Origin of the sequence: Loktanella sp. D2R18, assembly GCF_003318235.1 — a bacterium.
GTDB lineage: Bacteria > Pseudomonadota > Alphaproteobacteria > Rhodobacterales > Rhodobacteraceae > Yoonia.
The window spans coordinates 194,353-221,328 of sequence record NZ_QOCG01000006.1 but is presented as its reverse complement, the minus strand read 5'-3'; the positions used below and the strand labels follow the sequence as shown (position 1 = coordinate 221,328).

32 protein-coding genes and 1 other RNA gene are annotated in these 26,976 nt (G+C 55.2%); 16 read left to right on the top strand and 17 right to left on the bottom strand.

The genetic code is table 11. The features are described from left to right. The first annotated feature begins 10 nt into the window (after positions 1–10). Positions 11–760 carry a YebC/PmpR family DNA-binding transcriptional regulator gene (locus DS901_RS03835; protein ID WP_113775601.1) on the top strand — a complete coding sequence of 250 codons (750 nt, stop codon included), beginning with the start codon at positions 11–13 and terminating at the stop codon, positions 758–760. A 3-nt stretch (positions 761–763) separates the two neighbouring features. Here DS901_RS03835 and DS901_RS03830 read toward each other — a convergent pair whose 3' ends face one another. The 3 genes from DS901_RS03830 to mgtE are packed head-to-tail and all read right to left on the bottom strand — an operon-like array spanning position 764 to position 3,429. After that, complete coding sequence (locus DS901_RS03830) at positions 764–1,474, bottom strand: leucine-rich repeat domain-containing protein (RefSeq protein ID WP_113775600.1); 711 nt, start codon at positions 1,472–1,474, stop codon at positions 764–766. Positions 1,475–1,507: 33 nt separating this feature from the next. After that, positions 1,508–2,056, bottom strand: a complete 549-nt coding sequence (locus DS901_RS03825; RefSeq protein WP_113775599.1) for a 5-formyltetrahydrofolate cyclo-ligase — start codon at positions 2,054–2,056, stop codon at positions 1,508–1,510. Next, positions 2,056–3,429, bottom strand: coding sequence for a magnesium transporter (gene mgtE / locus DS901_RS03820; protein WP_113775598.1), 1,374 nt, complete (start codon positions 3,427–3,429; stop codon positions 2,056–2,058). The genes DS901_RS03825 and mgtE overlap by 1 nt, the downstream gene beginning before the upstream one ends. A gap of 100 nt (positions 3,430–3,529) precedes the next feature. Here mgtE and guaD point away from each other — a divergent pair, with 100 nt between their 5' ends. Further along, positions 3,530–4,819 (top strand): guanine deaminase, encoded by a 1,290-nt coding sequence (guaD, locus tag DS901_RS03815; RefSeq protein WP_113775597.1) that lies wholly within the window; start codon positions 3,530–3,532, stop codon positions 4,817–4,819. Here the strand turns inward: guaD and DS901_RS03810 are convergent. The 4 genes from DS901_RS03810 to DS901_RS03795 all read right to left on the bottom strand — a co-directional run bounded on the left by DS901_RS03810 (position 4,816) and on the right by DS901_RS03795 (position 7,877). Further along, the gene (locus DS901_RS03810; protein ID WP_113775596.1) at positions 4,816–5,289 is read right to left on the bottom strand and encodes a CAP domain-containing protein; all 474 of its coding nucleotides are present in this window, start codon (positions 5,287–5,289) and stop codon (positions 4,816–4,818) included. The two genes, guaD and DS901_RS03810, sit on opposite strands and share 4 nt — an antisense overlap. A 9-nt stretch (positions 5,290–5,298) precedes the next feature. Continuing rightward, the gene (locus DS901_RS03805; protein ID WP_113775595.1) at positions 5,299–6,633 is read right to left on the bottom strand and encodes an 8-oxoguanine deaminase; all 1,335 of its coding nucleotides are present in this window, start codon (positions 6,631–6,633) and stop codon (positions 5,299–5,301) included. After that, on the bottom strand, positions 6,626–7,435 hold the full coding sequence (locus tag DS901_RS03800; RefSeq protein ID WP_113775594.1) for an inositol monophosphatase family protein: 810 nt from the start codon (positions 7,433–7,435) through the stop codon (positions 6,626–6,628). The genes DS901_RS03805 and DS901_RS03800 overlap by 8 nt, the downstream gene beginning before the upstream one ends. 70 nt (positions 7,436–7,505) lie before the next feature. Then, entirely contained in the window at positions 7,506–7,877 is a 372-nt protein-coding gene (locus DS901_RS03795) for a helix-turn-helix domain-containing protein (protein WP_113775593.1), read from the bottom strand. A gap of 278 nt (positions 7,878–8,155) precedes the next feature. Here DS901_RS03795 and DS901_RS03790 point away from each other — a divergent pair, with 278 nt between their 5' ends. Next, positions 8,156–9,115, top strand: coding sequence for an NADPH:quinone oxidoreductase family protein (locus DS901_RS03790; protein ID WP_113775592.1), 960 nt, complete (start codon positions 8,156–8,158; stop codon positions 9,113–9,115). Here DS901_RS03790 and DS901_RS03785 read toward each other — a convergent pair. Then, positions 9,105–9,977, bottom strand: a complete 873-nt coding sequence (locus DS901_RS03785) for a LysR family transcriptional regulator (protein ID WP_113775591.1) — start codon at positions 9,975–9,977, stop codon at positions 9,105–9,107. The genes DS901_RS03790 and DS901_RS03785 overlap by 11 nt on opposite strands. A gap of 111 nt (positions 9,978–10,088) precedes the next feature. On the opposite strand from DS901_RS03785, the gene DS901_RS03780 reads away from it, so the two are divergent. From DS901_RS03780 to DS901_RS03765, 4 genes are all read left to right on the top strand, one after another. Next, positions 10,089–10,316: a DUF1127 domain-containing protein gene (locus DS901_RS03780; RefSeq protein ID WP_113775590.1), complete on the top strand. Its 228-nt coding sequence runs from the start codon at positions 10,089–10,091 to the stop codon at positions 10,314–10,316. A gap of 103 nt (positions 10,317–10,419) precedes the next feature. After that, a complete protein-coding gene (locus DS901_RS03775; RefSeq protein WP_113775589.1) occupies positions 10,420–11,196 on the top strand; it encodes a Bax inhibitor-1/YccA family protein in 777 nt (258 codons plus the stop codon). Positions 11,197–11,331: 135 nt separating this feature from the next. Further along, entirely contained in the window at positions 11,332–12,111 is a 780-nt protein-coding gene (locus tag DS901_RS03770; RefSeq protein WP_113775588.1) for a HalD/BesD family halogenase, read from the top strand. A 106-nt stretch (positions 12,112–12,217) separates the two neighbouring features. Continuing rightward, positions 12,218–12,682, top strand: a complete 465-nt coding sequence (locus DS901_RS03765) for a cupin domain-containing protein (RefSeq protein WP_113775587.1) — start codon at positions 12,218–12,220, stop codon at positions 12,680–12,682. A gap of 212 nt (positions 12,683–12,894) precedes the next feature. Here the strand turns inward: DS901_RS03765 and DS901_RS19110 are convergent, their stop codons facing one another. The 8 genes from DS901_RS19110 to DS901_RS03725 all read right to left on the bottom strand — a co-directional run bounded on the left by DS901_RS19110 (position 12,895) and on the right by DS901_RS03725 (position 17,929). Continuing rightward, positions 12,895–13,194 (bottom strand): peptidoglycan-binding domain-containing protein, encoded by a 300-nt coding sequence (locus DS901_RS19110; RefSeq protein WP_404932335.1) that lies wholly within the window; start codon positions 13,192–13,194, stop codon positions 12,895–12,897. A 275-nt stretch (positions 13,195–13,469) separates the two neighbouring features. Further along, entirely contained in the window at positions 13,470–13,637 is a 168-nt protein-coding gene (rpmG, locus tag DS901_RS03755; protein WP_107890459.1) for a 50S ribosomal protein L33, read from the bottom strand. 117 nt (positions 13,638–13,754) lie between these two features. Next, an RNA gene (rnpB, locus tag DS901_RS03750) (RNase P RNA component class A) lies at positions 13,755–14,149 on the bottom strand. A 12-nt stretch (positions 14,150–14,161) separates the two neighbouring features. Then, positions 14,162–14,782, bottom strand: a complete 621-nt coding sequence (locus DS901_RS03745; protein WP_113775585.1) for an N-acetylmuramoyl-L-alanine amidase — start codon at positions 14,780–14,782, stop codon at positions 14,162–14,164. A 74-nt stretch (positions 14,783–14,856) separates the two neighbouring features. Further along, positions 14,857–15,579 (bottom strand): hypothetical protein, encoded by a 723-nt coding sequence (locus tag DS901_RS03740; RefSeq protein ID WP_113775584.1) that lies wholly within the window; start codon positions 15,577–15,579, stop codon positions 14,857–14,859. 40 nt (positions 15,580–15,619) lie between these two features. Further along, entirely contained in the window at positions 15,620–17,101 is a 1,482-nt protein-coding gene (gene gatA, locus DS901_RS03735) for an Asp-tRNA(Asn)/Glu-tRNA(Gln) amidotransferase subunit GatA (RefSeq protein ID WP_113775583.1), read from the bottom strand. Beyond that, positions 17,101–17,388, bottom strand: a complete 288-nt coding sequence (gene gatC, locus DS901_RS03730; protein WP_113775800.1) for an Asp-tRNA(Asn)/Glu-tRNA(Gln) amidotransferase subunit GatC — start codon at positions 17,386–17,388, stop codon at positions 17,101–17,103. Before gatC ends, gatA begins: the two co-directional genes overlap by 1 nt. Positions 17,389–17,482: 94 nt before the next feature. Beyond that, entirely contained in the window at positions 17,483–17,929 is a 447-nt protein-coding gene (locus DS901_RS03725) for a nucleoside deaminase (RefSeq protein ID WP_113775799.1), read from the bottom strand. Positions 17,930–17,995: 66 nt separating this feature from the next. Here DS901_RS03725 and DS901_RS03720 point away from each other — a divergent pair, with 66 nt between their 5' ends. The 9 genes from DS901_RS03720 to dtd all read left to right on the top strand — a co-directional run bounded on the left by DS901_RS03720 (position 17,996) and on the right by dtd (position 26,479). Beyond that, the gene (locus DS901_RS03720; protein WP_113775582.1) at positions 17,996–18,796 is read left to right on the top strand and encodes a pseudouridine synthase; all 801 of its coding nucleotides are present in this window, start codon (positions 17,996–17,998) and stop codon (positions 18,794–18,796) included. A gap of 64 nt (positions 18,797–18,860) precedes the next feature. Continuing rightward, positions 18,861–19,679 carry a TerC family protein gene (locus DS901_RS03715; RefSeq protein ID WP_113775581.1) on the top strand — a complete coding sequence of 273 codons (819 nt, stop codon included), beginning with the start codon at positions 18,861–18,863 and terminating at the stop codon, positions 19,677–19,679. 103 nt (positions 19,680–19,782) lie between these two features. Beyond that, entirely contained in the window at positions 19,783–20,679 is an 897-nt protein-coding gene (locus tag DS901_RS03710; protein ID WP_113775580.1) for a 5-bromo-4-chloroindolyl phosphate hydrolysis family protein, read from the top strand. Beyond that, positions 20,676–21,866 carry a toxic anion resistance protein gene (locus DS901_RS03705; RefSeq protein WP_113775579.1) on the top strand — a complete coding sequence of 397 codons (1,191 nt, stop codon included), beginning with the start codon at positions 20,676–20,678 and terminating at the stop codon, positions 21,864–21,866. Before DS901_RS03710 ends, DS901_RS03705 begins: the two co-directional genes overlap by 4 nt. Positions 21,867–21,889: 23 nt before the next feature. Then, the gene (locus DS901_RS03700) at positions 21,890–22,825 is read left to right on the top strand and encodes a DUF2927 domain-containing protein (protein ID WP_181820752.1); all 936 of its coding nucleotides are present in this window, start codon (positions 21,890–21,892) and stop codon (positions 22,823–22,825) included. Positions 22,826–22,852: 27 nt separating this feature from the next. After that, entirely contained in the window at positions 22,853–23,971 is a 1,119-nt protein-coding gene (locus tag DS901_RS03695) for an SPFH domain-containing protein (protein WP_113775577.1), read from the top strand. A 62-nt stretch (positions 23,972–24,033) separates the two neighbouring features. After that, entirely contained in the window at positions 24,034–25,122 is a 1,089-nt protein-coding gene (locus tag DS901_RS03690; RefSeq protein WP_113775576.1) for a primosomal protein N' (replication factor Y) - superfamily II helicase, read from the top strand. A gap of 17 nt (positions 25,123–25,139) precedes the next feature. Further along, on the top strand, positions 25,140–26,045 hold the full coding sequence (locus DS901_RS03685) for a carbohydrate kinase family protein (RefSeq protein ID WP_113775575.1): 906 nt from the start codon (positions 25,140–25,142) through the stop codon (positions 26,043–26,045). Further along, positions 26,042–26,479, top strand: a complete 438-nt coding sequence (gene dtd, locus DS901_RS03680) for a D-aminoacyl-tRNA deacylase (protein WP_113775574.1) — start codon at positions 26,042–26,044, stop codon at positions 26,477–26,479. The genes DS901_RS03685 and dtd overlap by 4 nt, the downstream gene beginning before the upstream one ends. Here the strand turns inward: dtd and DS901_RS03675 are convergent. Continuing rightward, positions 26,476–26,952 carry a CAP domain-containing protein gene (locus DS901_RS03675; RefSeq protein ID WP_113775573.1) on the bottom strand — a complete coding sequence of 159 codons (477 nt, stop codon included), beginning with the start codon at positions 26,950–26,952 and terminating at the stop codon, positions 26,476–26,478. The two genes, dtd and DS901_RS03675, sit on opposite strands and share 4 nt — an antisense overlap. Positions 26,953–26,976: the final 24 nt, after the last annotated feature.

Sequence of the window (26,976 nt, the reverse complement as noted above, 5' to 3'; positions counted from 1 at the left end):
GAGGTTTCCAATGGCTGGCCACTCCAAATGGGCGAATATTCAGCACCGCAAAGGGCGTCAGGATAAACTGCGCTCCAAGCTGTTTTCAAAGCTAGCCAAGGAAATCACCGTGGCCGCCAAAATGGGCGACCCGGACCCCGATAAAAACCCACGTCTGCGGATGGCTGTGAAAGAAGCCAAATCCAGCTCTGTACCAAAGGATGTGATCGACCGCGCGATTAAGAAATCGCAAGCGGGCGAAGGCGAAAACTATGACGAAATTCGCTATGAAGGCTACGGCCCCGGCGGCATTGCTGTCATCGTCGAAGCCATGACCGACAACCGTAACCGCACCGCATCAACCGTGCGTTCAACGTTTTCTAAAAACGGCGGCAACTTGGGCGAAACCGGTTCTGTCGGGTTTATGTTCGATCGCACCGGCGAAGTGGTTTATCCCGCGTCTGTGGGCGATGCTGATACCGTGATGATGGCTGCAATTGAAGCTGGCGCAGACGATGTACAAAGCGACGAAGAAAATCACGTCATCTATTGCGCGGACACCGATTTGAATGACGTATCAACCGCGCTTGAGGCCGAACTGGGCGAGTCAGAATCGACCAAACTGATCTGGAAACCCAACATGACCACCGAAGTGGATGTCGAAGGGCTGACCAAATTGATGAAGCTGATCGACCTGCTTGAAGACGATGACGACATCCAACGCGTCACCGCCAACTTTGAAGCCTCAGACGAGGTGATGGCCGCGTTCGCCGAAGAGTAATCTTTAGCAGAGCACGATTACCGGTTCATATGCGATCACAACACCACGGCCGCGCAGCAATTCATGCTGTGCCGCCAAAGCTTCGTCGCCGCCGGGATCGGATATACCAAGCCGTTTTAGGTTCCGCACCTCTAAAAGCGGCGTTAAGTCCGATATGGGTGCATAGCCCAACTCAAGCGTTTCAAGTGCAGGGTGCCCACGCAAAGCGCCCAAACCGGGAAGGTCCGCATTTGAAATATCAAGGGTTTTCAATTTTGGTAGGCTTTGCACAAAACTAATATCCGCAAAGTGCGCTTGGCCAATCGCCAATTCTTCGAGATTGCGTAACGACGTTAGGCCACCGATATCCGTAAAATCGGTGTTCTGAACATGCAACACGCGCAAGTTCGCGAAGTTTGAAAGTGGCGTGAGGTCGGACACACTTGTCGATCCGATGTGCAGCTCTTCCAGCCCAGTCAGCCCGGCGATATCATTCAAATCATTGAAATCCGTGTAGCTGATCATCAGTACCTTCAGGTGACTCATGTCGTTCAGCACTGTATAGTCAGGGATGCCGGCGCCGTCTAAATCCAGTGTTGTACACTGCACGGCAGCGCAGTCCGTGACCTTTGCCATCGCTTCTTCGGCGCGCTGCGCAGCACGCATTTCGACAGTCTCTTCTGGTTGGCAAGCGGCCAAAAATATCACTGCGCCCAATAGGGGGAAATATCGCATATCAAATCCTCGCATCCAAAATATGCAGCGATATTAGCGTGAACCCGGCGTAATGATACCTTTTTCGGTGACGATCAGGTCAAGTGGCTGGTCTGTGGACTCTAACGGCAGTGCGCTATCCTCTTGCGCGGCATAGGCAAATCCGATGGCCATTGTCGGGCGCTGACTGCGCAATAGTTCCAATGTCCGGTCGTAAAACCCACCGCCATACCCCAACCGCCCACCATGCGTATCAAAGGCGACAAGCGGCACGATTACGATTTCGGGCTGCATCCATGCCCCTGTTTCAGGAATTTGCGCGCCAAAGGCCCCTTTGACCATCGCGCAGCCTGGTTCCCACAGCCGAAACTGCAATGGTTGACCATCTGCGATAATCACGGGCACGCCAACCGGCCCATGTGCGGCGGCTTCGTCCATTGCGGGCAGCGGGTTTATTTCGGTGCGCATCGGCATGTAGCCCGCCAACGGCACACCGCGGTAGCCTGCCAGAACTTCGCTCAAATATCCTGCGCTTGCTTTGGCGTTGGCATGTGCGGCTTTGCGCCGTGCAAATGCGGCTTGGCGGGCGGCTGATTTATCCATCAGAGCAACCACATCGCGGCAAGTCCGAGGAAGGCAAAGAACCCAACCACATCAGTGACAGTCGTCACAAAGGCGCCAGAGGCCAAGGCAGGGTCAATGCGAAAGCGTTCTAGCATCACTGGTATCACTGTACCCGCAAGCCCGGCGATCACCATATTGATCACCATCGCAACCCCAATCACCGCACCAAGCATCGGCGAACCGAACCAAAGAACGCCGACCACCCCCATCACGAGAGCAAAGATCAGCCCGTTAATCAGCCCCACTAGTACCTCGCGTCTGATCACCCGCCAAACGTTAGCACCGGTCAAATCGCGGGTCGCAATCGCGCGCACTGCCACCGTCAAAGATTGCGTGCCTGCGTTGCCTCCCATCGACGCAACAATCGGCATCAGTACAGCCAGCGCAACAAGCCCGGCAATCGTATCTTCGAACAATGAAATCACCAGCGATGCAAAAATCGCCGTGACCAAATTCACAGCCAGCCATGGGAACCGCTGTTTGGTCGTCTCTATCACACGGTCTGACAGCGACCCTTCGCCGACACCCGCAAGGCGCAAGATATCTTCTTCGGCTTCTTCTTCCAAAAACGCCATCGCATCATCAATGGTAATCACCCCGACAATCCGCCCGTCGTCATCGACAACAGGGGCGGTAATCATGTGGTAGTGGTTGATCGCCTGGGCCACGTCTTCGACGTCTTGGGTGACATGGAAGGTGCGGAATGTATCTTCGACCAAATCAACCAAGGGCACATCGCGCGCATGGCTCAGGATACGGCCAAGCGTGACGTAGCCGACCGCCTTAAGCCGCGCATCGACCATGATCACATGATAAAATTGATCCGGCAGCACAATGTCCGAACGCATATAATCGATCGCTTCGCCAACCGACCAATGTTCAGGCACGCGCACCAATTCGGATTGCATATGCCGCCCGGCGGATTCTTCGGGGTAGGACAGCGCCTGTTCGACGACCACCCGGTCACCAGCGTCAAGCGCCTCAAGCACGGCCTCTTGCTGGTCATCACCCAGATATTCGACAAGATCTACGACATCATCGCTTTCCAGATCGCGCACCGCGTCGGCCAATTCGGCGGGCGCAAGTTGTTCGATGACTTCTTCACGCAGGCTTTCGTGCAGTTCTGATAGGGTATCCCCATCAAGCCCGCCTTTCCAAACCGTAAGCAAATCGCGGCGATCTCGACCGTCGATCTGTTCGATCAGGTGGGCAATATCGGCTGGATGTAGCGGGTCAAGCAGCGCATCAACGCTCTGCGCATCCTTAGCCTCAACCGCTGCAAGTACATCGGCCAGCAGACGATCGGTGATACCAAAGGTTTCGTCTTCGGAGATATCGGTTTGCTCTGCCATGATCTGCCCTCGCTACCGCGTTCAACATAGCCGATCACGACAAGTCCGCAATGTCATTTCAGCGATTTACCCGGCTCTGGCGCGCCCTTATGGTTGAGCCATGACAAAACAACTTCTTCTTGGCCAAACGCTTGGCTTTTCGGGTAATCCTTTGACCGGGGATTGGCGCGACGCTGTAAATTTCGACAGCGCGGGTGCGGTGCTGATCGAAGGCGACCGGATTGCGCAAATTGGCCCCGCCAGCGCCCTACGCGCTGCCCACCCAGATGCCGCTGTCACCGATTATGGGGATGCGCTGATTAGCGCTGGATTCGTTGACGCGCATATGCACTATCCGCAAACAGGCATGATCGCGAGCTGGGGAAAACAGCTGATTGATTGGCTGAACACCTATACTTTCCCCGAAGAGGCGCGGTTCGGTGATCCGGCTTACGCTGACGATATCGCCGGACGCACGCTTGATCTCGCACTTGATCACGGAACCACCACACTGACCAGTTTTTGCACGATCCACCCTGCAAGTGTGGATGCGTTTTTTGGGGCTGCAGCCGCGCGCAATATGGCCGTGGTCGCCGGCAAAACCTGTATGGACCGCAATGCCCCCGACAACCTGCAAGACACGCCGCAATCGGCCTATGACGATAGCAAATCCCTGCTTGAGAAATGGCACGGCGTCGGGCGCGCGCAATATGCGATCACCCCGCGATTTTCGCCGACATCTACGCCCGATCAACTCGCCACCTTGGGCGCGCTTTGGACAGAGCACCCAAATTGCCTGATGCAAACGCACCTAAGCGAACAGCTTCCTGAAATAGAATGGGTTCAAGGGTTATTCCCGGATGCCCGTGATTATCTGGATACCTACGAATCCTTTGGACTACTGGGTGAAAGGGGGCTGTACGGCCACGCCATCCACCTAAAGTCACGCGAAATTGACCGCTTGCGCGAGGTCGGTGCCGCCGTGGTGCATTGTCCAACGTCGAATACATTTATTGGGTCGGGCCTGTTTGATCTCATGGGGCTGGCAAAGGCCGGACTATCGATTGGGCTGGCGACAGACACTGGTGGCGGATCGTCATTTTCGATGCTGCGCACCATGGCTGCAGCCTATGAAATCGGGCAATTGCGCGGCATAGCACTGCATCCGGCACAGCTGATGTGGTTAGCCACCGAAGGGTCCGCGCAATCGCTACATATGTCTGGGAAAATCGGCCATTTGGGCGCCGGGGCCATGGCCGATATTGCTGTGCTTGATCTTGCCTCGACGCCAGCAATCACCCAACGCCATTCACGCGCCACTGATATATGGGACGCCCTGTTCCCGACCATCATGATGGGCGACGACAGGGCGATCAGCGCAGTTTATGTGGCTGGGAAACAGCGGGCTTAGCAGCCTGCCGCAAAGACAGTAACCCAAGTATTGCCCGCGCGACCAAGACCGTAGCGGATGTAGCGGTTGCCTAACATGTTGGTACGGTGGCCCGCAGAATCGCGCCATGCAGCAAAGACGCTTGCGTCAGTTTGTTGGCCTTGGGCAATGTTTTCAGCGGCGGCTCCCGGGCGACACCCACCAGCACGCATCCGTTGCGACAAGGTCGCCCCATTTGGACCGCCAGGTGAAGCATGTCCGAAGTAATTGCGGCTGACCATGTCTTCGGCATGGGCTTGTGCAATCGCAGTGAGCATCGCGCTCGCATGGATTTCAGCAACGCCATTGGCCGCGCGAAACTGATTCAAATCGCTATGAAATTGTCCCGATACTGGGGCCGACCGGGTCGAAGCCGCAGTGGTTGGTGCGGAAACAGTACAGGCCGCAAGCGATGCAACGGCACATGCCAACAACAATTTTTGAAAAAGCAATGCGCTCTCCTAATCTAGTAGCTTTCGCGCCAAATCGTTTTGACGACGGATCGTCGCGCCCAGATTAACGGTTGTCATTTGACCATCTGACACGACTTGTTTTCCTTCTACAAACAAATCGCGGGTTTTTTGTGGCCCTGCTAATATAAGTGCAGCAGGGTCCCAAGATCCTGCATTTTCAACGGCTTGCGCATCCCAAAGTGCGATATCTGCACGCATACCTACCGCAATCTGGCCACAATCATCACGCCCTAAAACCTGCGCGCCGCCACGCGTCGCGATTTCAAGCGCCTCGCGCGCTGACATCGCGTCGGCCCCGTTTTGCACCCGTTGCAACAGCATGGTTTGGCGGGCCTCTCCCACCAGATTTCCGATATCGTTGCTCGCGGATCCGTCGACGCCCAGCCCAACATTCACGCCCGCGTCGCGCATCGCGCGCACAGGCGCGATGCCAGACCCAAGCCGACAGTTAGAGCACGGACAATGCGCGACGCCCGTGCGACTGCGGGCGAACAGATCAATCTCTTGCCCGTCAAGCTTCACGCAATGGGCGTGCCAGACATCATCCCCTGTCCAGCCAAGGTCTTCGGCATATTGGCCGGGACGGCAGCCGAATTTTTCAAGAGAATAGGCAATATCTTCGTCGTTTTCGGCCAGATGCGTATGCATCATCACGCCCTTGTCACGCGCCAAGATCGCCGCATCGCGCATCAGATCACGGCTGACGGAAAACGGGCTGCAAGGGGCCACGCCCACGCGCACCATCGCACCGGGATTGGGGTCGTGAAACGCGTCAATGACCCGGATACTATCTTGCAGGATGGCGTTTTCATCTTCGACCAAACTATCGGGCGGCAACCCACCGTCGCTTTCGCCAATGCTCATCGCGCCACGCGTCGCGTGGAACCGCAAACCGACCTCTTGAGCAGCGGCAATCGTGTCATCCAACCGCGACCCGTTGGGGTAAAGATACAGGTGATCAGACGTGAGCGTGCAGCCCGACAGCGCCAATTCGGCAAGACCAATTTGGGCCGACACAAACATTTCCTCGGGCCCAAAACGCGCCCAGATCGGATAGAGCCGTTGCAGCCAGCCAAATAGCAGCGCATCTTGCGCGCCGGGTACCGCACGGGTCAACGTTTGATAAAGATGATGGTGCGTATTCACCAGCCCCGGCGTCGCGATCGTGCCACTGGCGTCAACGGTCCGGCCATGCGTTGATAGACCCTGCCCGACCGCCGCAATCACACCATCCTTGATCAAAATATCTGCGCCTTTTAATTCGCGGCGCGCATCATCCATCGTCAGAATGATGTCAGCATTTTTGATCAGCGTTTCAGCCATCGATTGCTTCCTGCAAAATTGCCAGCGCTTGCGCATGGATTTCCAGGTTCGCTGCGGCCAGAACCTGACCACCTTCATGCACAGGATTGCCGGTCCAATCGGTGACAATCCCGCCTGCGGCGTGGATCACTGCAATCGGGGCCTGAATATCATAAGCGTTCAGGCCCGCTTCGATTACCAGATCAACTTGCCCTGCGGCCAACAGCGCGTAGCCGTAACAATCCATTCCGTAACGGGTCAGCTTGGCGCGTTTGGCAACGGTGTGAAATGCTTTTGCTTCGGCCTCAGTACCCACTTCGGGGAAGGTGGACAAAAGGATCGCATCAGACAGTGCGCGCGCGGGCAAGGTCGCAAGCGGTTGGGTGCCCATAGGCCCGGCAACTTCGGCGACACCAAAGCCTCCAGCAAAACGTTCGCCAATAAACGGCTGATCAATCAGCCCAAACAAGGGGCCGTTTTCATCTGCAACTGAAATTAAAACTCCCCAAGTCGGGGTACCACTAATATAGCCGCGGGTGCCATCGATTGGGTCCAAGACCCATGTCAGCCCAGATGTACCAGAGGTTGCACCAAATTCTTCGCCCAAGATCGCGTCACGCGGGCGTTCAGCTTTCAGGATCGCGCGCATTGCTTGTTCAGCGGCACGGTCCGCAACCGTAACGGGATCAAACCCTTGCACGCCCTTGTCTTGCGCAACCAATCCGGGCGTTCGAAAGTGCGTCAGAGTTTCAGGTCGGGCCGCATTCGCAAGCAGATGTGCGACGCGGATTAGCTCGGCCTGAAGGTTGCTATCAATCGTCATATGATCGTCCCGTCTGCAGCTATTGTCACCAAAGCGGTAACGCGCTGCAGATGGGCAGGTCAAGGCGGCTTTAGGCCGCTTCGCTAAGAACGCGCGCCAGGTCAAACAGGCGACGGCGCTGGTTTTCAGGAATTGCATAGTAAGAACGCAGCAATTCAAGCGCTTCTTTATCTGTCAGAATATCGCCGGGCATGTTGCCATTGGGGGCGTCAGCGTCTGCTTCTTGCTCAAGCCCTTCAAAAAAGAAGGAAACAGGCACATCCAGAACATGTGCGATATCCCAAAGCCGCGACGCGCTAACCCGGTTCATACCAGTTTCATATTTTTGGATTTGTTGGAATTTGATCCCAACATTTTCAGCCAATTGTTGCTGTGTCGTACCGTTCATCCAACGGCGATGGCGAATACGCTTGCCAACATGTACATCTACCGGGTGTTTCATCAATCGTTCCTTCGTGCGGTTTTCTGCGGCAAATCACTAACCGCGTTATGAATCTGGAGCGCAATGCAGACGAAAGAACGTCCATATTTTGTCTCCGATACCCATGCATTGCACCTTCAAACAAGAACACGCAACGGTTGCAGCACCCATCCTTACCTTAAGGACAGGTTCAACCAGAAGAATTAGTTACCAAATGGTAAAAAACTGAGCGAATTGAAGAGAGCTCCTTCGGTCTGATAAGCAAGATTTGTTAGTTCATGGGAGTGATTCGAAGTCAGATGCGCGCTTTTCAGGTCAATTCACACCAACAACCGCCACAAATCATCGAAATCCCTGTGCCAACGCCCCAATCTGGCGAGGTTTTGCTCGATATTGCGGCTTGCGGTTTGAATTTCGCTGATCTGTTGATGGCAAAAGGTACCTATCAAGACACCCCCACCCTGCCCTTTACCCTTGGGATGGAGGTTTGCGGTACCGTCATTGCCCATGGTCCCGGCGTCACAAGCCCCGCCATTGGTACCCGCGTTACCGTATTTGGCGGTGCGGGTGGGCTAGCCGAAAAGGGTGTCTTCCCTGCACATCTTTGCACACCGATCCCTGATGCAATGCGGTCCGAGGTCGCAGCCGGATTTATGGTTGCCTATGGTACGTCCCACCTTGCGCTGACCCGGCGCGCCCAATTGCAAGCCGGAGAAACGCTTTTGGTGCTTGGCGCGGCCGGCGGCGTTGGGCTCACTGCGGTTGAAGTTGGCAAAGCAATGGGCGCGACAGTTATTGCGGTGGCGCGCGGTGCAGGTAAATTAAAGGCAGCAAAGGACGCTGGGGCCAACCACCTGATCGACAGCACGTCAGATGACATCAAAGAAGCCGTCAAAGCGCTTGGCGGTGCGGATGTTGTCTATGATCCGGTCGGTGGCGATCTTTTCAAAGCGGCTTTCGGCGCCTGCAACCGCGAGGCCCGCATTCTCACCATCGGATTTGCGAGCGGCGCGGTCCCCCCTATCCCTGCCAATATCTTGATGGTCAAAAACATCAGCGTCATCGGGTTTTACTGGGGTGGATATCTCAAATTCAATCCCGAAGCGCTGACAGACAGCCTGCGCACGTTGATGGAATGGCAGATCGCCGGGCGGCTGAAACCGCATATCAGCGATGTCCTGCCTTTGGCCCAAGCAGCGGATGCGCTTGATTTGCTGCGCACGCGCAAATCTATTGGCAAGGTTGTCGTTACGCCATAGCCGGCGCGCGCATTGTCGCAAATCCATCGCGTATAAACCCCGCAAGGTCCCGGATGACAGGTCCATCATCAAGGCGCGCCTGATACATATTGACGTTCATACTGCGTAGCGTCGGCAAGCTGCCTTGATGATTGATCTGTTCGAAATGACGCGGTTGTGTGCCTTCAAGCATGGTATGCACGGCCATATCGGCACTGACAGTTGCTTCAATCGTGCGGCTTGAATTGCTTTCGACAACCATATCCCAAGGGATTCCGGCTTCGTCCAGACGGCGCTGCACGAATTTGCGGAAAATGCAGTGTTCTTCATAGGCCAGCCGCAACGGCCGTTGCTTCCAAATCTGTCCGCCCGGCGCGCCAACCCAAATCAATGGGATTTGCGTCAATGTTTCGCCGCCCGCGTCCACGGTGTCTTCAGTGGTCAAAATTACATCGACCTTACCTTGCTTAAAATTGGCCACCAATTCGCGGGTGAAGGACGATACAAGATGCACACGCACGCGCGGGTAAGCGGCTGAAAACTGCTTCAGAACGGTAGGGATCACCGGGTAGACAATATCATGTGGCACCCCAAGCGTAATTTCGCATTCATACTGCGTGGCGGTCAGCTTTCCGTATATCTCGTCGTTCAGCGTGAGCATCCGCCGGGCGTAGCTGAGCAATAGCTCGCCCTGCGACGTCAACCCAATGGTGCGTGCAGAGCGGTCCAATAGAGACGCATCAAGCGATTCTTCAAGCCGCTTTAGCTGCATTGAGACAGCTGATTGTGTCAGGTTCAAAAGCCCGGCCGCCTTTGTCACCCCGCCGGTATCAGCCACAGCAACAAACGACCGCAACGCCGTCAGATCAAGATTTCGCGCCATATCAATTTCCTTGATGTGTTATAACTCAAACATTCATTTCCATAATGCACATAGAGCGGGTACTCATCAAGCATAGAAATACAAACACCGCCAAACATCACGAAAGGACATATGATGTCACACGCACTGAACCACACCGCCACATGCCACCCGCGCCAACGTGTTAGCCTGCTGGCACACATCATCACCGCCTTTGGGGTTGCACGCCAACGCCACCAGCTGCGGAATCTTGACGATCGTCTGTTGCGCGATGTCGGCATTACAAGGGCCCAAGCCATGCAAGAAGCCAGCAAAGCACCCTGGGACGCGCCACAAAACTGGAAAAATGGCGACATTTAATCCTGTGATTGTCCGGCATTGCCCTTGAAAAATCGTGCATAGCTGCCAATATTGCCAACAACGGCTCTATTTCCCAGAGCCCAGACATTATTTGGAGGCCACCATGGCAGAATACGATTGGGCAAATGCTGGCGCACAGACGCGCAGCAACGCGATAGACGAAGGTCTGCGCACGCACATGAACAAAGTTTACGCGACCATGTCCATCGGCATGGTCATCACTGCATTGGCCGCTTGGGCGATTGCTGGGCTTGCCGTCACTTCTGACCCAGCGGGAGCACAGGTTGCATTGCGCGAAGGTCAGTATCTGACTGAACTTGGTCGTTTGATTTACACAACACCACTACGCTACGTCATCATGTTCGCACCTCTCGCTTTTGTCTTTGGCCTGAGCGCGATGATCAACCGCATGTCATCTGCAACTGCGCAGCTTGTGTTTTACGCATTTGCAGCCGTCATGGGGCTTTCGCTTAGCTCTATCTTCCTAGTCTACACTGGCGCGTCCATCGTGCAGATCTTCTTGATCACAGCCATCGCATTTGCGAGCCTCTCGCTCTATGGCTATACCACCAAAAAAGACCTGTCCGGCATGGGTACGTTCTTGATGATGGGTCTTGTTGGATTAATCGTTGCGATGGTCGTCAACATCTTCTTGCAGTCCCCTGCGATCATGTTTGCGATCTCTGCCATCGGTGTTCTGATCTTTGCGGGTCTGACAGCCTATGACACGCAGAAAATCAAAACGGACTATATCGCGCATGCCGCCCACGGCGACAGCGAATGGTTGGCCAAAGCCGCAATCATGGGTGCGCTGAACCTGTACCTTGATTTCATCAACATGTTCATCTTCTTGCTGCAGTTGTTCGGTAGCCGCGAGTAAGTTCAGATACATATCTTGATCAAAGGGCTGGCGGAAACGCCGGCCCTTTTTTGTATGTTTTGAACCGCGTTTTTGCGTTCCCTTCTTGGGATCGCGTTGCCATAGTTGAATGGACCGCAAGAATAGGAGCAACACATGCACATTGCAGAGATAGTCGATTTGGACGCTTATCCGCTGAATGATCGCGCGTTCCTTGACCGCTGCAATTCGACCTTGAACGAGGTGGGTGTGCTTGTGCTTGCGGATTTCATTCGCCCCGCTGCGCTCTCTGCTTTGGTTACAGAGAGCCTTGCAGGTCAAGATCAGGCCTATTTTTGCGCCCAAGATCATTCGGTCTATCTGACACCAAACAATCCCGCCTACCCGGCGGATCACCCGGCAAACAAGCAGGTTGTTTCTTCCAAGGGCTGTATCTGCGACGATGTGATCAGTCCGACGTCGCCGCTACGCACCCTATATGATGATCCGTCATTTCGCGATTTCATCAAGCACGCCACAGGTGAAACCGCCCTACATCCCTATGCGGACCCATTGTCATCTATCAACATCCACTACGCCAATCGCGGCCAAGAGCTCGGGTGGCATTTCGACAACTCATCCTTTGCGACCACGCTGCTGATCCAGAAACCCGACGCGGGCAGTCGTTTTGAATATATCAAAGACCTCAGAGACGCCGACGCCGGGGAAATGAATTACGACGGCGTTGCCGCGTTGCTCAATGGTGAGGTCCAGCCAGAGATTCTATCGATGAATCCGGGCGCGCTTGTTCTATTTCGCGGGCGCAACGCAATTCACCGGGTTTCGCCAAATGAAAGCGACAAAACACGCATGCTGGCCGTGCTTGCATATAACGCGGAACCTAGTGTTTCCCTGTCTGAAAGTGCGCGTATGACTTTCTATGGGCGGCTTGATTAATTATGGCTCAGTCGGCTGCGCTGCGCCCTCACGGCACCTGTGACAGCGCTCTCATGATCAACGGGCTGGTAAAAACTCTGTCTTTTCAATTTGCAAAGGTCCACATATGCCCATCATCCGCGCAGCCAAGGCCACGACAGAGCAGCCTGAGCATCCCCACCCAGTTCTGGGTAATTATACCGCCAAGCTGTTCAGCGACAGCGGTGGGCTAGACCAGTTCGGCGCATTCACAGAAACCCTACCGCCCGGATCGAAATCATCGCAGCGCCATTGGCACCAAAACGAAGACGAGATGATCTATATGCTGTCCGGCATGGTCATCGTCCACGAAGGCGATGCAGCGACCCCACTGCACCCCGGCGACAGTGCGGCGTTCAAAGCGGGTGTGCCAATCGGGCATTACCTCGAGAACACCAGCGACTCAGCCGCCACCTATCTGGTCATCGGCACCCGCGCGGACAGCGACGTGGTGACCTACCCCGACCATGACTGCGTGCTTCACTTTGACCGGACAACAGGCGAACGGCGCTATGTGACGTTGGATGGGCAGCCGACTGTATCACCGTATTAAGTCTGGGTTTCACTAACCAGCGCCAGAAGCTCGTGTTCAGATCCGAAGCATGCGCGGGTATCACTTGATGCCGCTGAAACGAATGTCAGCCCCGAGCCCGAATGGCCATTTTTTGCGTTGCGCGAATGTCGGTTATCGCGACGACCGGCCAACGGACATTTGGGCGATGATAAGCCAGCGAACACCGCTGGCCTTTCACTAGTCAGAAACGTTTAACAACGCCCATTGGGGCTACCTGCCAATGCTTGCGCACTTGCTGGGCCATAAATGCCATCAGGCACAAGACCATAAGCACGTTGGAAGCGTACGAGAGTGTTCTGAGTCTGATTTCCCCAAACACCGTCAGCAAAATTTGCAGGGAGGCCTTTGCAGTGCTGTCGTAATTGGGTCTGTATTTCTATAATAGATGTCCTGCTTTTTACGCATGATTGGTTGCTTCCATGGCATTGAACCCGGGCACCTGTATCCGGAGCATTAGCCGGTCGGTTTTGCGCTATGGATTCGGAAGCCATTATAGCTAGTAAAGCAGCGACAATCGTCGTGATGGATATTGTTTTCATTTTGTCATCTTTCGTAACACTCATCTGACTATTCAGATTTTTTTAACCGATCGTTATCTTGAACGATGTTGTCACGAGTTTCCGTCGACCTTTCTGTAAGAAATGCGGGAGCATGTGTTGCAGCGATCAGTTGAAACCACACCGCAGAGCAGACATCAACAAACGCGCTTAAAACGAAAAAGGCCACGCGATTGCGTGGCCTTCAATTCCGTCAAAGTGGCGATCAATTACTTGATTTTGCCTTCTTTGTAATCCACGTGCTTGCGCACAACGGGGTCGTACTTTTTGATGACCATTTTTTCGGTCATTGTACGTGCGTTCTTTTTCGTGACGTAGAAGTGCCCGGTCCCCGCGGTGGAGTTCAGGCGGATCTTGATGGTGGTAGGCTTCGCCATGTCTCATCTCTCCTGGTTGCGGGCCATCATTGGCGCTTCGCATAAATCTATTGAAGCTGCCTTTTACGCCAGCCGTGCCCCGAGTCAACCGCAAAGACGCCGAAATCAGGGATGAATATGCGCGGACGGCTTATAAGCCGGATTTTGTCCTTTGGGTTGCCCCAAATGGATGACCATTCATCTAGACCGCCTGTTACCAGACGGCCTCTAGCTGCCAACCCGGACTGCTCGGGCTCAAGCCCCCCTGCCTTGCGGCGCGCAGTCCCTATTTGGCATTGCTCCCGGTGGGGCTTGCCGTGCCGCTTACGTTGCCGCTCGCGCGGTGGGCTCTTACCCCACCGTTTCACCCTGACCACGACTTTGACGAATGCGCACCATAGGTGCGACCGTGGCGGTCTGTTCTCTGTGGCGCTATCCCTAGGGTTACCCCCGCCGGGCGTTACCCGGCACCGTGCTTTTTGGAGTCCGGACTTTCCTCGGACGTTACCGCCCGCAGCCATCCAGCCATCCGCGCAAGCCCGCAATTAGGCCCAAGTGGCGTTCACGTCAACGGGGAAACGACGGGCAAGTTCGGTGACCATCCCTGCGTCAATATCATCCAGCGGGCCCGTAGCCCAAGGCCGGAACCGCATACGAAACACCGACAGTAGCAGATCAGGATCATCGCTGGCCGTATAGCCAAAGGCCCGCATTTGCGGCACGAACTGCGCGATGTCCTGCGGGGGCGCGTTCTGTGGCCAGACCCCATGCCCCAAACGCGCGAGCCGCAGCCAGTCAAACCGCGCCCCCGGATCAATCTTGCGTCCCGGCGCCATGTCTGAATGGCCAATCACCCGTTCAGGCCGAATTCCCCAGCGCGCCTTTATCCCATCAAGTAGGGTGCACAGTGCATCCATCTGCGGCGCTGCAAAGGGGCTGAAGCCGTCATTCGCGATTTCGACCCCAATGCTATGGCTATTCACGTCGGTGACCGCCCCCCAGCTCCCAGCGCCCGCATGCCAAGCACGCAGTGCTTCAGGCACCAGCGACATGACCTCGCCATCTTCAGCGATCAGATAGTGCGCGGAAACTTCGTTTGCGGAGTTACATAGGGTATCACGCGCGGACGCGGCCGTTTTCATCGCGGTGTAGTGCAGCACGACCATATCCGGGCGCACGCCCCCGCGTCGCGGCCCGCAATTGGGCGAATTATATGTGGTCAGTTTCAGGTGCCCAAAACCTATTTGAACGGGGCTGGGTCCCAGCCGCAGGCGAAACCATCGCCATCCGGATCAATCCCACGCCGGTCACGTTCTGGGCCACCGCGTGCAAGAAAATCTCGCTGCGCATCATCAGCGGTCACGTAATCGGCGCAGTTCCGGCGATACCGATTTTCACTCGATAGCAAGGACCGACTGTACCATTCCTGCCCCTTCACATTAGGCGCATTCACCGCATATTCAACGATGTTTGGCCCTGTGTTGGCGGGGCGCTCTGGCACGGCAGTCGCGGCGATTTGCTCACGAGCGGCGGCTTGGGCCTCGCGGCGTGCGGCGTCACTTTCAATCGTTTCACGGCCAGACACGGCATCAAAATTTTGCTCGTCTGAAATACCCGTGTTGTTCGTCGGCGCGACCGGGGGTACCGCTGCCGCTGTCGTCGGCAAAGGTGTGACCCCCTGTGTGGGAGAAACTGTTGCCTCGAACTGTGTCTGACCAATCCCAGCATTGGCTAAATCCGACGATGAAACCCCTGGTGCCGATGAGGTTGTTCCGGGAATAACATTCACGCGGGCGGGTGGAATGATCGATGTCTGGCCTGATACCAAAGCCGCTTCGCGTTGCGCGCGTTCCAATTCGTAGTTTGAATAATCATCAAAGCCGACACCGCGCGCGCGTGGTTCATTCGACGTGCATGCACTTAATACCAGCGCGCCTAGCGCGATTCCGACGGCTATTCTCATTGATGCTTACCTGCTACTTCGCGTCTTCTTTTCTTGATACTTACCACCACTTGTTCGGTTTGGCTACAAAGCCTGCCGATTGCTCAAGACTATAAGCCACATTCAGCAAATCGGCCTCTTCCCATGGACGCCCGATCAATTGCAAACCTAACGGCAAACCACTGGCATCCGTGCCTGTTGGCACTGCGATACCTGGCAATCCGGCAAGGTTCACGGTGACCGTAAACACATCGTTAAGATACATTTGGATCGGATCGGCATCGATCATTTCACCCAAACCAAACGCTGCCGAAGGTGTTGCTGGTGTCAAAATTGCATCGACCCCATCCGCAAACACGTTGTCAAAGTCACGTTTGATCAGTGCCCGCACGCGGCGCGCGCGGTTGTAATAAGCGTCATAGAACCCGGCAGACAGCACATAGGTGCCAACCATCACACGGCGCTGCACCTCGTGGCCAAATCCTTCGGCGCGGGTCTTTTCGTACATTTCGGTAATGCCATCGCCTGCGGCCAGTTGGGCACGGTGTCCAAAGCGCACGCCATCGTAGCGCGCCAAATTCGAAGACGCCTCTGCTGGTGCGATCACATAATAGGCGGGCAGCGCATATTTGGTGTGCGGAAGGGTGATGTCTTTGATCACAGCGCCAGCATCTTTCAGCATCGCAGTGCCATCTTCCCACAGCTTTGCGATCTCGGCGGGCATGGCGTCCATGCGGTATTCCTTGGGAATGCCGATCACTTTGCCTTTGATATCGCCTGTCAGGGCCGCTTCGAAATTTGGCACGGCCAGATCGGCGCTGGTGCTGTCTTTGGGATCGTGGCCGCACATTGATTCGAGCATAATCGCCGCGTCACGCACGTCTTTGGTCATCGGGCCCGCTTGGTCCAGCGAAGAGGCAAAGGCAACAACACCCCAACGTGACACGCGGCCATAAGTCGGCTTCAGCCCCGTGATACCTGTAAAAGCCGCAGGCTGGCGAATGGACCCGCCCGTATCGGTCCCCGTTGCCGCAAGGCATAGATCAGCCGCCACAGCCGCGGCCGACCCACCGGATGAGCCACCCGGCGTCAATTCACGGTCGTCGACCTTCCAAGGATTCACGGCATTGCCATAAACAGAGGTCTCGTTCGACGACCCCATCGCAAATTCATCCATGTTCAGCTTGCCCAGCATCACGGCACCCGCGTCAAACAATTGGCTGGTCACGGTCGATTCGTATTCAGGTTTGAAACCTTCAAGAATGCCAGAGGCAGCTTGTGACGGCACACCTTTGGTGCAAAACAGGTCTTTGATGCCCAGCGGGATGCCACACATATCCGGCGCATCGCCCGCTTTGATACGTGTGTCAGCGTCGGCAGCTTGTGCGTTCGCGATCTCGGGGGTGTTATGCACAAATGCATTTAACGCGCCGGAGCCTTCGATTGCGGTCAGACAGGCTGCGGTGATTTCCGCGCTGGAAGTATCACCCTTGCGCATGGCGTCGCGTGCGCCGGCAATGGTCAGTTTCGTCAGATCAGTCATTATTCTACTACCTTCGGCACAGCAAAGAACCCTTCGCGGGCATCAGGTGCGTTTTTCAAAACAGCGGCTTGCTGATCGCCATCGGTGACCACGTCTTCGCGGCGTTTAAGACGCTGCGGGGTCACGGATGTCATCGGCTCAATGCCTTCGACATCGACCTCGTTAAGTTGCTCAATAAAGCCAAGGATCGCGCTAAATTCAGCGGCCAAAGCTGGCAATGCATCGTCTTCCACCTGAATGCGGGCAAGTTTCGCCACGCGGCGGGCGGTTTGAGTGTCAATCGACATGGAACGCTCTCCGGTAAATCTTTCATCCGCGTTTATCGCTACATGCCGCAGGTCGCAAGCATGTGCCTGCGGAATTAGAATGATCGTAGCGCGATCAGCGGCGCGCCGCAAAAAAATCCAACAACAATGTCTCACTTTCAGTCGCGGCGATCCCGTCATATATCTCTGGTTTATGGTGGCATTGCGGATGCACAAACACGCGCGGCCCTTGGGCGACGCCGCCCGATTTTGGATCCCCTGCCCCGTAATACAGCCGCGCAATCCGCGCATTGCTGATCGCCGCGGCACACATCGGACAAGGTTCTAACGTCACATACAAGTCATACCCCCCCAACCGTTCTTGGCCCAAAGCAGAACAGGCGGCACGGATCACAAGCATTTCGGCATGGGCAGTCGGGTCATTTAATTCGCGTGTCCGGTTTCCGGCCCGTGCAATCACCCCATCTGGCCCCGCAATCACGGCACCCACGGGCACTTCGCCGCGCGTCGCGGCCGCGCGCGCCTCTTTCAAGGCGATATCCATGTAACTGCGAAAATCCATGCCAATGTGATGCCCCGGCAATGCACCCACTGGCAAGGGCCGATCAAAGCCGCTATGGGCAGTAGTATGACCAATGACACACCTTCGGGCGATCGCATCGCCAAAGTCCTTTCTCGCGCAGGTATTGCCAGCCGCCGCGAAGCTGAACGCATGATTGCGGATGGCCGCGTGACCGTGAATGGCAAGACAATCGACAGCCCAGCGCTGAACGTCACATCCAGTGACAAAATCACTGCTGACGGCAAGCTGGTCGGCGAACCTGATCCACCCCGCATCTGGCTGTATCATAAGCCTGCTGGCCTTGTGACAACCGAACGCGATGAAAAGGACCGCCCGACAGTATTTGGCGCCCTGCCCGAAACCATGCCGCGTGTCATGTCAATTGGACGGCTTGATCTGAATTCCGAAGGGCTGCTGTTGCTGACCAATGATGGCGGCGTGAAACGCAAACTTGAACTGCCCGCTACCGGCTGGCTGCGCCGTTACCGCGTGCGCATCAACGGGTCCGTTAGCGAAGCAAAATTGGACCAATTGCGCGCAGGAATTGTCGTGGACGGGATCAAATACCAACCTATGATCGTAACGTTTGATCGCCAACAAGGCGCAAACGCTTGGCTGACTGTTTCGATCCGCGAAGGTAAAAACCGCGAAATTCGTCGCACAATGGAAGCTATCGGCGTGACTGTGAACCGTCTGATCCGGGTCAGCTATGGGCCGTTCCAATTGGGCGACCTAAAACAAGGTGACGTAGAGGAACTCAAACAGCGTGTTGTCCGCGATCAACTGGGGATTTCAGGCAAACCAACGCCAACAAGGGTCCGGAAACCGGTTAATCGGCCGGCCAAAAGAAAAAATCAGCGCAGCTGAACCCTTGTCCTGTTACAATCGTTGTGCATGCTAGGCAGCAGAGAATTTTCCAAAGGATTTTACCTTGACCGACCTGCTGACACTTGAAAACGCGACCAACCTGCTCATGCTTTGCTTTTTGCAGGCTGTTTTGGGATTTGATAACCTTCTTTATATCTCAATCGAGAGCCAACGCGCGCCCGTTGCGCAGCAAAAATCGGTACGCACATGGGGCATTATCGTTGCCGTAGCACTGCGGGTTGTGTTGCTGTTTGTAATGATCAAACTGATCGATGCGCTTTCCGCGCCGTTTTTCATCATGGATTGGGTCGGCATACTTGAGGGCGGCGTAAACTTTGCGACCATCGTGTTCGTCGTGGGTGGGGTGTTTATTATGTACACCGCCGTTAAAGAAATTGGTCACATGTTGTCGATGGACAACCTTGGCCACGATGTGAGTGGCAAGTCAGGGAAATCGGCGACACAAGTTGTGATCATGATCGTCATCATGAACCTGATTTTTTCGTTTGATTCGGTCCTTTCTGCGCTGGCGATTACCGATGTGTTCCCGGTTTTGGCGATTGCGATCATCCTATCAGGGCTTGCGATGTTGCTTCTGGCGGATGGCGTCACACGTTTCTTGGAAAAGAACCGTATGTACGAGGTGCTTGGCCTTTTCATCTTGTTGATCGTTGGTGTCGTTCTATTAGGCGAAGCTGGCCCTGCCGCGGCACATGCCGTGCATGATGATACGCTCAACATCAAAGTATTTGGCAAAGACATTATCCCAATGTCCAAATCCACATTCTACTTTTCAGTGTTGGTGCTGGTCGCGGTTGAGATCATTCAGTCCGGTTATAGCCGGAAACTGGCTGCTCAGCGCCAAGCCGAACAAAAGCACTAACCCACCAAGGACCCCCTATGCCTCAGACATTTAAGCGCATCAGTTACATCGTCCTATTGATCTTAATGTTTGGCGTTACGTCAGGCTGGCTGGGGGCGTCCTAATGGCAAAACGATTTGGTGGAAAACATAGCCCAGACGGCACAAATGACGCCCCGCGCGAAGCGGTGATCGATGTGCGCCAAGCGCGCGCTGCAAAATCGCCCGCGCGTTTGTTGTTTGTACCAGCCATCATCTTGGTTGTGACCTCGTTGAACGATGGGCCAACCACGTTGGTCACGGCATTGATCGGCGGGGCGATCCTGACGTTGGCCGCTTGGCTACTGCAAGAAGGGTTGGTCGCGCAGGCGGCGTATGACGCACGTAAAGTCGCCCGCCGTCCTGCAATCCCACGCAAGATGATGGCATCAGTGCTGACAGGCATCGGCATCACGATTGCAGCCTATACGGGTGACAGCGGGATCATGGGGTCTGTCCTTTATGGCGTCGCGGCATTGGGGCTGCATGTTGCCGCCTTTGGCATTGATCCGTTAACGGATAAACGCATGGATGGCATTGATGATTTCCAGCAAGACCGGGTTGCGCGGGTTGTCGACAAGGCCGAAGCGCATCTGGAAACCATGCAAGAACAGATCGATATTCTGGATGATCGCAAACTGACAATGCGGGTCGCGACCTTCCAAACGTTGGCACGCAAAATGATCCACACAGTCGAAGAAGACCCACGTGATCTGTCGGGCGCGCGCAAATTCCTTGGGATTTATCTGCAAGGGGCACGCGACGCGACTATCAAATTTGTTGATCTTTATCAACGCAAACCCGACAGTGATGCGCGCGCAAATTACGATGCCTTGCTGGACGATCTAGAAACAAATTTTGCTGCACGCACCGACGTGATGATGCGCGATGACCGCAGCGATATGGACATTGAAATCAACGTATTACGTGATCGCCTCCAACGCGAAGGCGTCGCCATGCAAAACAAAGGAACTGACACATGACCGAGACAACCCGCCAAAAAGCCGAAGCCGCCCTTGCGGATGTCGCGAAAATCACCGCCGTTGTGCTGCCAGAACCAAAGGGTGAGTTGGTCACGTTAGAGGCAGCAGATGCGCCGACAAGTGCAGAAATCACCCGCCGCATCGCTGAAATTGACGTGACAGATACGAATTCCATCGTGTCGTTTGGGTCATCCGCACAGGCCGAATTGCAAGTCATCAGTCAAGAAATGCTGGCCGGTGTACGCAACAAAGACGTGGGTCCAGCAGGTGACAGCCTGCGCAATATCGTCACTACGATCCGTGGCTTTTCTATCTCTGAACTTGATGTGCGCCGCAAGCGTAGCTGGTGGGAAAAACTTCTGGGCCGCGCAGCACCTATGGCAAAATTCGTCGCCCAATTCGAAGACGTGCAGGGACAGATCGACAATATCACTGATGATCTTTTGGGCCACGAACATGTGCTACTTAAAGACATCGAAAGCCTTGATGTGCTTTATGACAAAACGCTGCAATTTTATGACGAACTCGCGCTATATATCGCCGCGGGCGAGGCCAAGATCGCTGATCTAGACGCGACAACCATCCCCGCAAAAGAAGCCGATGTGCAAGCAGCCCCCGAAGACAAAGCCGTGATGATGGCGCAAGAACTGCGCGATATCCGCTCTGCGCGTGATGATCTTGAACGCCGGGTGCATGATCTGAAACTGACCCGTCAGGTGACAATGCAATCGCTACCGTCGATTCGCTTGGTGCAAGAAAACGACAAGTCACTGGTCACTAAGATCAATTCGACCCTCGTCAACACTGTGCCGCTTTGGGAAACCCAATTGGCCCAAGCCGTCACAATTCAGCGGTCTTCTGAGGCCGCAGAAGCCGTGCGTGATGCCAATGATCTGACCAATGAACTGCTGACTGCAAATGCGCAAAACCTACGCCAGGCCAACCGCACAATCCGCGAAGAAATGGAACGCGGCGTGTTTGATATCGAGGCCGTGAAAGAAGCGAACGCCAATCTAATCGCGACAATCAACGAAAGCCTTGAGATCGCGGATGAGGGCAAACGCAAACGGTCTGAGGCAGAAGCCGAGATGAAAAAGATGGAAGCAGAGCTCAAAGATACGCTTGCCGCCGCCAAGGCCAAACAAACAGGTCTGGGCGACAACGTTGGCACTGCGGTTAGCGACTAAATCGAATGGGGTTTGGGGGCATCATGCAGCGGTTTGGCGTGCTTGCCATTGTGGCGGGTACTTCGGCCTGCGTGACGCCCCCACCTGAACCTACCCCTACGCCGCCAGTTGTCGAAGCCCTGCCCCCGCCGCCAGTCGCAGCCACGCCCAGCGCCGAAAGCCAGCGGCTCGCTGTATATTACAATCGTCTTCAGAATGACCTGTTGACCCAAGGCTTGCTGCGTGGCGATGGCGGCGGCCCAGACACCACCTTCACCGACACGATCCTTGCGCGCAATTTCATCCGCATCGCACTGTTCAATGAATACCGCGACGATAGCGATTTTCGGAACGCGCAAAGCACCGTCTCCAACCTGCGTCGTTGGGCACATCCGATCCGCATGAAGATTGAGTTCGGCGACACCGTCCCCTATCCCCAGCGCGCCCAAGATACCGCCAGTGTCGAATCCTACGCCGCGCGCCTTTCGCGGGTGACGGGCGTCCCGATTTCTTTTGATCAACCGCGTCCAAACTATCACGTGCTGTTCTTGGGCGAGGACGACCGCAAAGCGATTGAGCCGCGACTGCGTGAATTAATCCCCACGATTTCGACGGCAACTGTGCGCGCCATTGTTGACCTACCGCGCGATCAGCTTTGCGTCGTCATTGGCACCTTTGATCCCGGCGAATCCACCTATAGCCAAGCCATCGCAATCATCCGCGCCGAGCATCCAAACTTGATGCGCGCGGCCTGCATCCACGAAGAATTGGCCCAAGGCATGGGGCTTGCCAATGATAGCCCCGGTGCCCGCCCGTCGATCTTTAACGATGACGAAGAATTCGCACTACTGACGACGCATGACGAAATGCTATTGCGCATGCTTTACGATCCACGGCTTCAGGCAGGTATGGACCCTGCGACAGCCGCCCCAATTGCACGCCAAATCGCACGCGATATGATGGCCCAAGGGGCCAGTTAAGACTTATAACCACGGAGACCATAACAGATGGGCATTTTTGATTTTCTAACCGGCGAATTTATCGACGTCATTCACTGGACGGACGATACCCGCGACACAATGGTCTGGCGGTTTCAGCGTGAAGACCATGAAATTAAATACGGCGCAAAGCTGACAGTGCGCGAAGGTCAGGCGGCTGTGTTCGTGCACGAGGGCCAATTGGCTGATGTTTTCACTCCCGGTTTGTATATGCTTGAAACCAACAACATGCCGATCATGACGACCTTGCAGCATTGGGATCACGGGTTCCAAAGCCCGTTCAAATCGGAAATCTACTACGTCAACACGACCCGGTTTTCGGACCTAAAGTGGGGCACTAAAAACCCGATCATGCTGCGCGACCCTGAATTTGGACCAACCCGCATTCGGGCATACGGCACCTATACGATTAAGGTCGCAGACCCTGCCGTGTTCCTGCGCGAAATCGTTGGGACCGACGGCGAATTCACCATGGATGAGATCAGCTATCAAATCCGCAATATCATCGTGCAAGAATTCAGCCGCGTGATCGCGTCATCGGGCATTCCTGTGCTGGATATGGCCGCCAATACCGCTGATCTGGGTAAACTTATTGCCACGGCAATTGACGAAACCATGAAGCAATACGGGCTATCAATCCCAGAGCTTTACATCGAAAATATCAGCCTGCCACCTGCGGTCGAGGCCGTGTTGGATAAACGCACCTCGGTAGGGCTTGCTGGAGATTTGGGCAAATACACGCAGTTTTCTGCAGCAGAAGCCATGACAGCCGCTGCCAGCAATCCTGCCGGAGGCGGGATGGCCGCTGGTATGGGGGCAGGCATGGGGCTGGCGATGGCAGGGCAAATGGCCCAAGGACCGTGGGGTGCTGTGCCTGCCGCCGCACCTGCCGCCGTTGCGCCACCGCCACCACCTCCGCCCGTCGAACATGTTTGGCACATTGCCGTCGCTGGCGAAGTGTCCGGCCCGTTTTCAAAGGCTGCGATGGGACGCAAAGTCACCGATGGCACCCTGTCGCGCGACAGCATGGTCTGGACCCAAGGCCAAGACGGCTGGATGAAAGCGGGTGACGTTATGGAACTCGCACAGCTTTTCACCATTCTGCCGCCGCCGCCGCCGGGTGCATAAGATCTAGTGCGGCACCTACACCGGTGCCGCACATTCTCAACGCATTTTAAAAAGTGATTGTAATGAACTCCGAACCTAATTCCGAAGCCGAACACCGGTTTCCGTGTAACAGCTGCGGGTCTGATTTGCGGTTTGACCCAGCGGCGCGCCAACTGACCTGCGACCATTGTGGAAACTCGCAACAAATTCGATTGGCGGGCGGCATAATCGCCGAGTTGGATTATCTTGCAGCCAAAGACAATGTCCTCGGGGCCGAGGACATCGCGGAAACCCGCGTCACATCTTGCCCCAATTGCGGGGCGCAAACCGAATTTGACGCAGATTTGCACGCGACCGAATGCCCATTTTGCGCCACCCCTGTTGTCACGGACACAGGCACCCATCGCCAGATTAAACCGCAAGCTGTGTTGCCGTTCGGATTGGATGAACCGACCGCGCGCGCCGGGGTCACAAACTGGCTGGGCAGCCTGTGGTTTGCGCCAAATGGGCTTAAGGAATATGCACGTAAGGGCCGAAAACTAAATGGTATCTACGTGCCTTACTGGACCTTTGATGCTGATACAAAAAGCAAATATTCAGGTCAACGCGGCACACATTACTACGAAACCAAAACCGTCATGCGAGATGGCAAAAAAACCCAAGTACGCGTGCAAAAAACACGTTGGAAGCCCAAATCAGGCCGGGTTGCACGGTTTTTCGACGATGTGCTTGTACTCGCGTCCAAATCCTTGCCCAAACACTACACTGATGGGCTGCAACCTTGGGATCTGTCTTCGTTAGAACCATATCAGCCGGAATATCTGGCCGGTTTTCGTGCCGAAGGCTATCAGGTCGAAATCAATGACGGCTATGCAGAGGCCCATGCCCATATGGATGCCATCATCCACCGTGATGTAAAATCGGACATCGGTGGGGATGAACAACGTGTCGACAAGGTCAAGACAAACGTTAGCGACGTAACCTTTAAGCATATTCTGCTGCCTGTCTGGCTCGCCGCTTATAAATACCGTGGAAAAACCTACCGATTTGTTGTGAACGGGCGCACAGGTGAGGTTCAAGGCGAACGCCCCTACTCTATGTGGAAGATTGCGGCGCTTGTTGCGGTTATACTTGCCATTATCGCAGGAATTGTTATCGCTAACAGCCAGTAAATATTTTGGAGACCCCTATGATCATCTGCTGTGGCGAAGCCCTTATTGATATGTTGCCGCGCCAGAATGACGCGTGCGAACCCGCGTTCGCCCCGCATGCTGGCGGCGCTGTGTTTAATACCGCTGTGGCGTTGGGACGGCTGGGCAGACCTGTGCAGTTCTTTTCGGGTATCTCGAACGATCTATTTGGCGATATTTTGCGCGAACGGTTGGCAGAATCGTATGTAGATTCTAGCCCTGCCGCCCTATCTGACCGCCCGACAACTTTGGCATTTGTGACCTTGACCGATGGTCATGCCTCATATGCATTTTATGACGAAAACACGGCCGGGCGCATGTTAGGGGTTGATGATCTGCCTGCACCCGGTGCGGATGCATTATTCTTCGGCGGAATCAGCCTTGTGGTCGAACCCTGCGGTGCCGCCTATGAAGCGCTGATGCTACGCGAGGCCCCAGCCCGCGTCACCATGATTGATCCCAATATACGCCCCAGTTTTATCACCGATGAAACCCGCTATCGCGCGCGATTGACCCGCATGTTAGGCGCCGCTGATATCATCAAATCATCCGACGAGGATCTGGAATGGATAACCGGCAATACCGATGGGCCTGCCCTTCTGAAAGCCACAGGCGCCAAAATCATCCTGCTAACACGCGGCAGCGAAGGGGTCACAGTTGTCACGCCGACGGACCAATTTGACGTGCCCGCGCAAAAAGCCACGGTTGTTGACACGGTGGGCGCAGGCGACACGTTCAGCGCCGGTTTCTTGGCCGAATTGGATAGGCGCGGGCTTTTGACCAAAGAGACATTGCACAGCGTCACAAGTGACGACCTAAGAGCCGCCACCGCCTTTGGCGCGCGGGTCGCTGCGATCACCGTCAGCCGCGCAGGTGCAAACCCGCCTTGGGCCGCTGAGCTATGAGAGCACTGATCCAGCGCGTTACCGCAGCATCGGTGCGTGTTGCCGGCGAAACGATCGGAGAAATCGACCAAGGGCTGCTTATCCTGATCTGCGCAATGCAAGGCGATGACGCGACAAAATCGGCGCAAATGGCGGCCAAGATCAGCAAACTACGCATTTTTACCGATGACACCGGCAAAATGAACAGATCGCTTGTCGACACAGGCGGATCGGCCCTGATTGTGAGCCAATTCACTTTGGCCGCGGATACATCACGCGGCAACCGCCCCGGATTTTCGACAGCTGCGCGCCCTGCTGAAGGCAAAGCGCTTTATGAACAATTCATCAAAGACATGGGTGCATTGGGGATCAATACCGCTACGGGCGAATTTGGGGCCGATATGGCTGTGAGCCTCACCAATGATGGCCCCATTACGATTTGGTTGGATATTTAGCAGCGTTTTGCAACGACCATGACCCAATAAGGGCCGTTTTCGCCTTGGGAAATGCCGATACCGAATTCTTCGATACGCGGGTGCAGCATGATTTCGCGGTGACCGGCCGATTGCATCCACTCTCGGATGATACGCGCCGATTCCGGGTATCCCCAAGCAAGGTTTTCACCCACAAGGCATTGCCGATATCCGGTGTTTTCAACCCGCACCAAAACAGTTGATCCGTCTGTTCCTTGATGATCAAAGAAATCATGTTCCATCATGTCACAGGCATGTGCTGCCGCAGCGCGGCCCAATCGACGGTTGATCCGCAACGTGCTTTCACCGTTTGCGCGCCGCGTGGCATTTACGCTTGCCGCAATCTCATCCACAAGCGCATCCGCGTTTTCCGGCACGGCACAATTGCTTGCTAAGGCAGAATGCCCAAATAGCGTTAGAAAAAGGATGCTGATCGCGCGGATAAGATTCGTCATTTTAGATGCCTTAGAAGTCCTGAT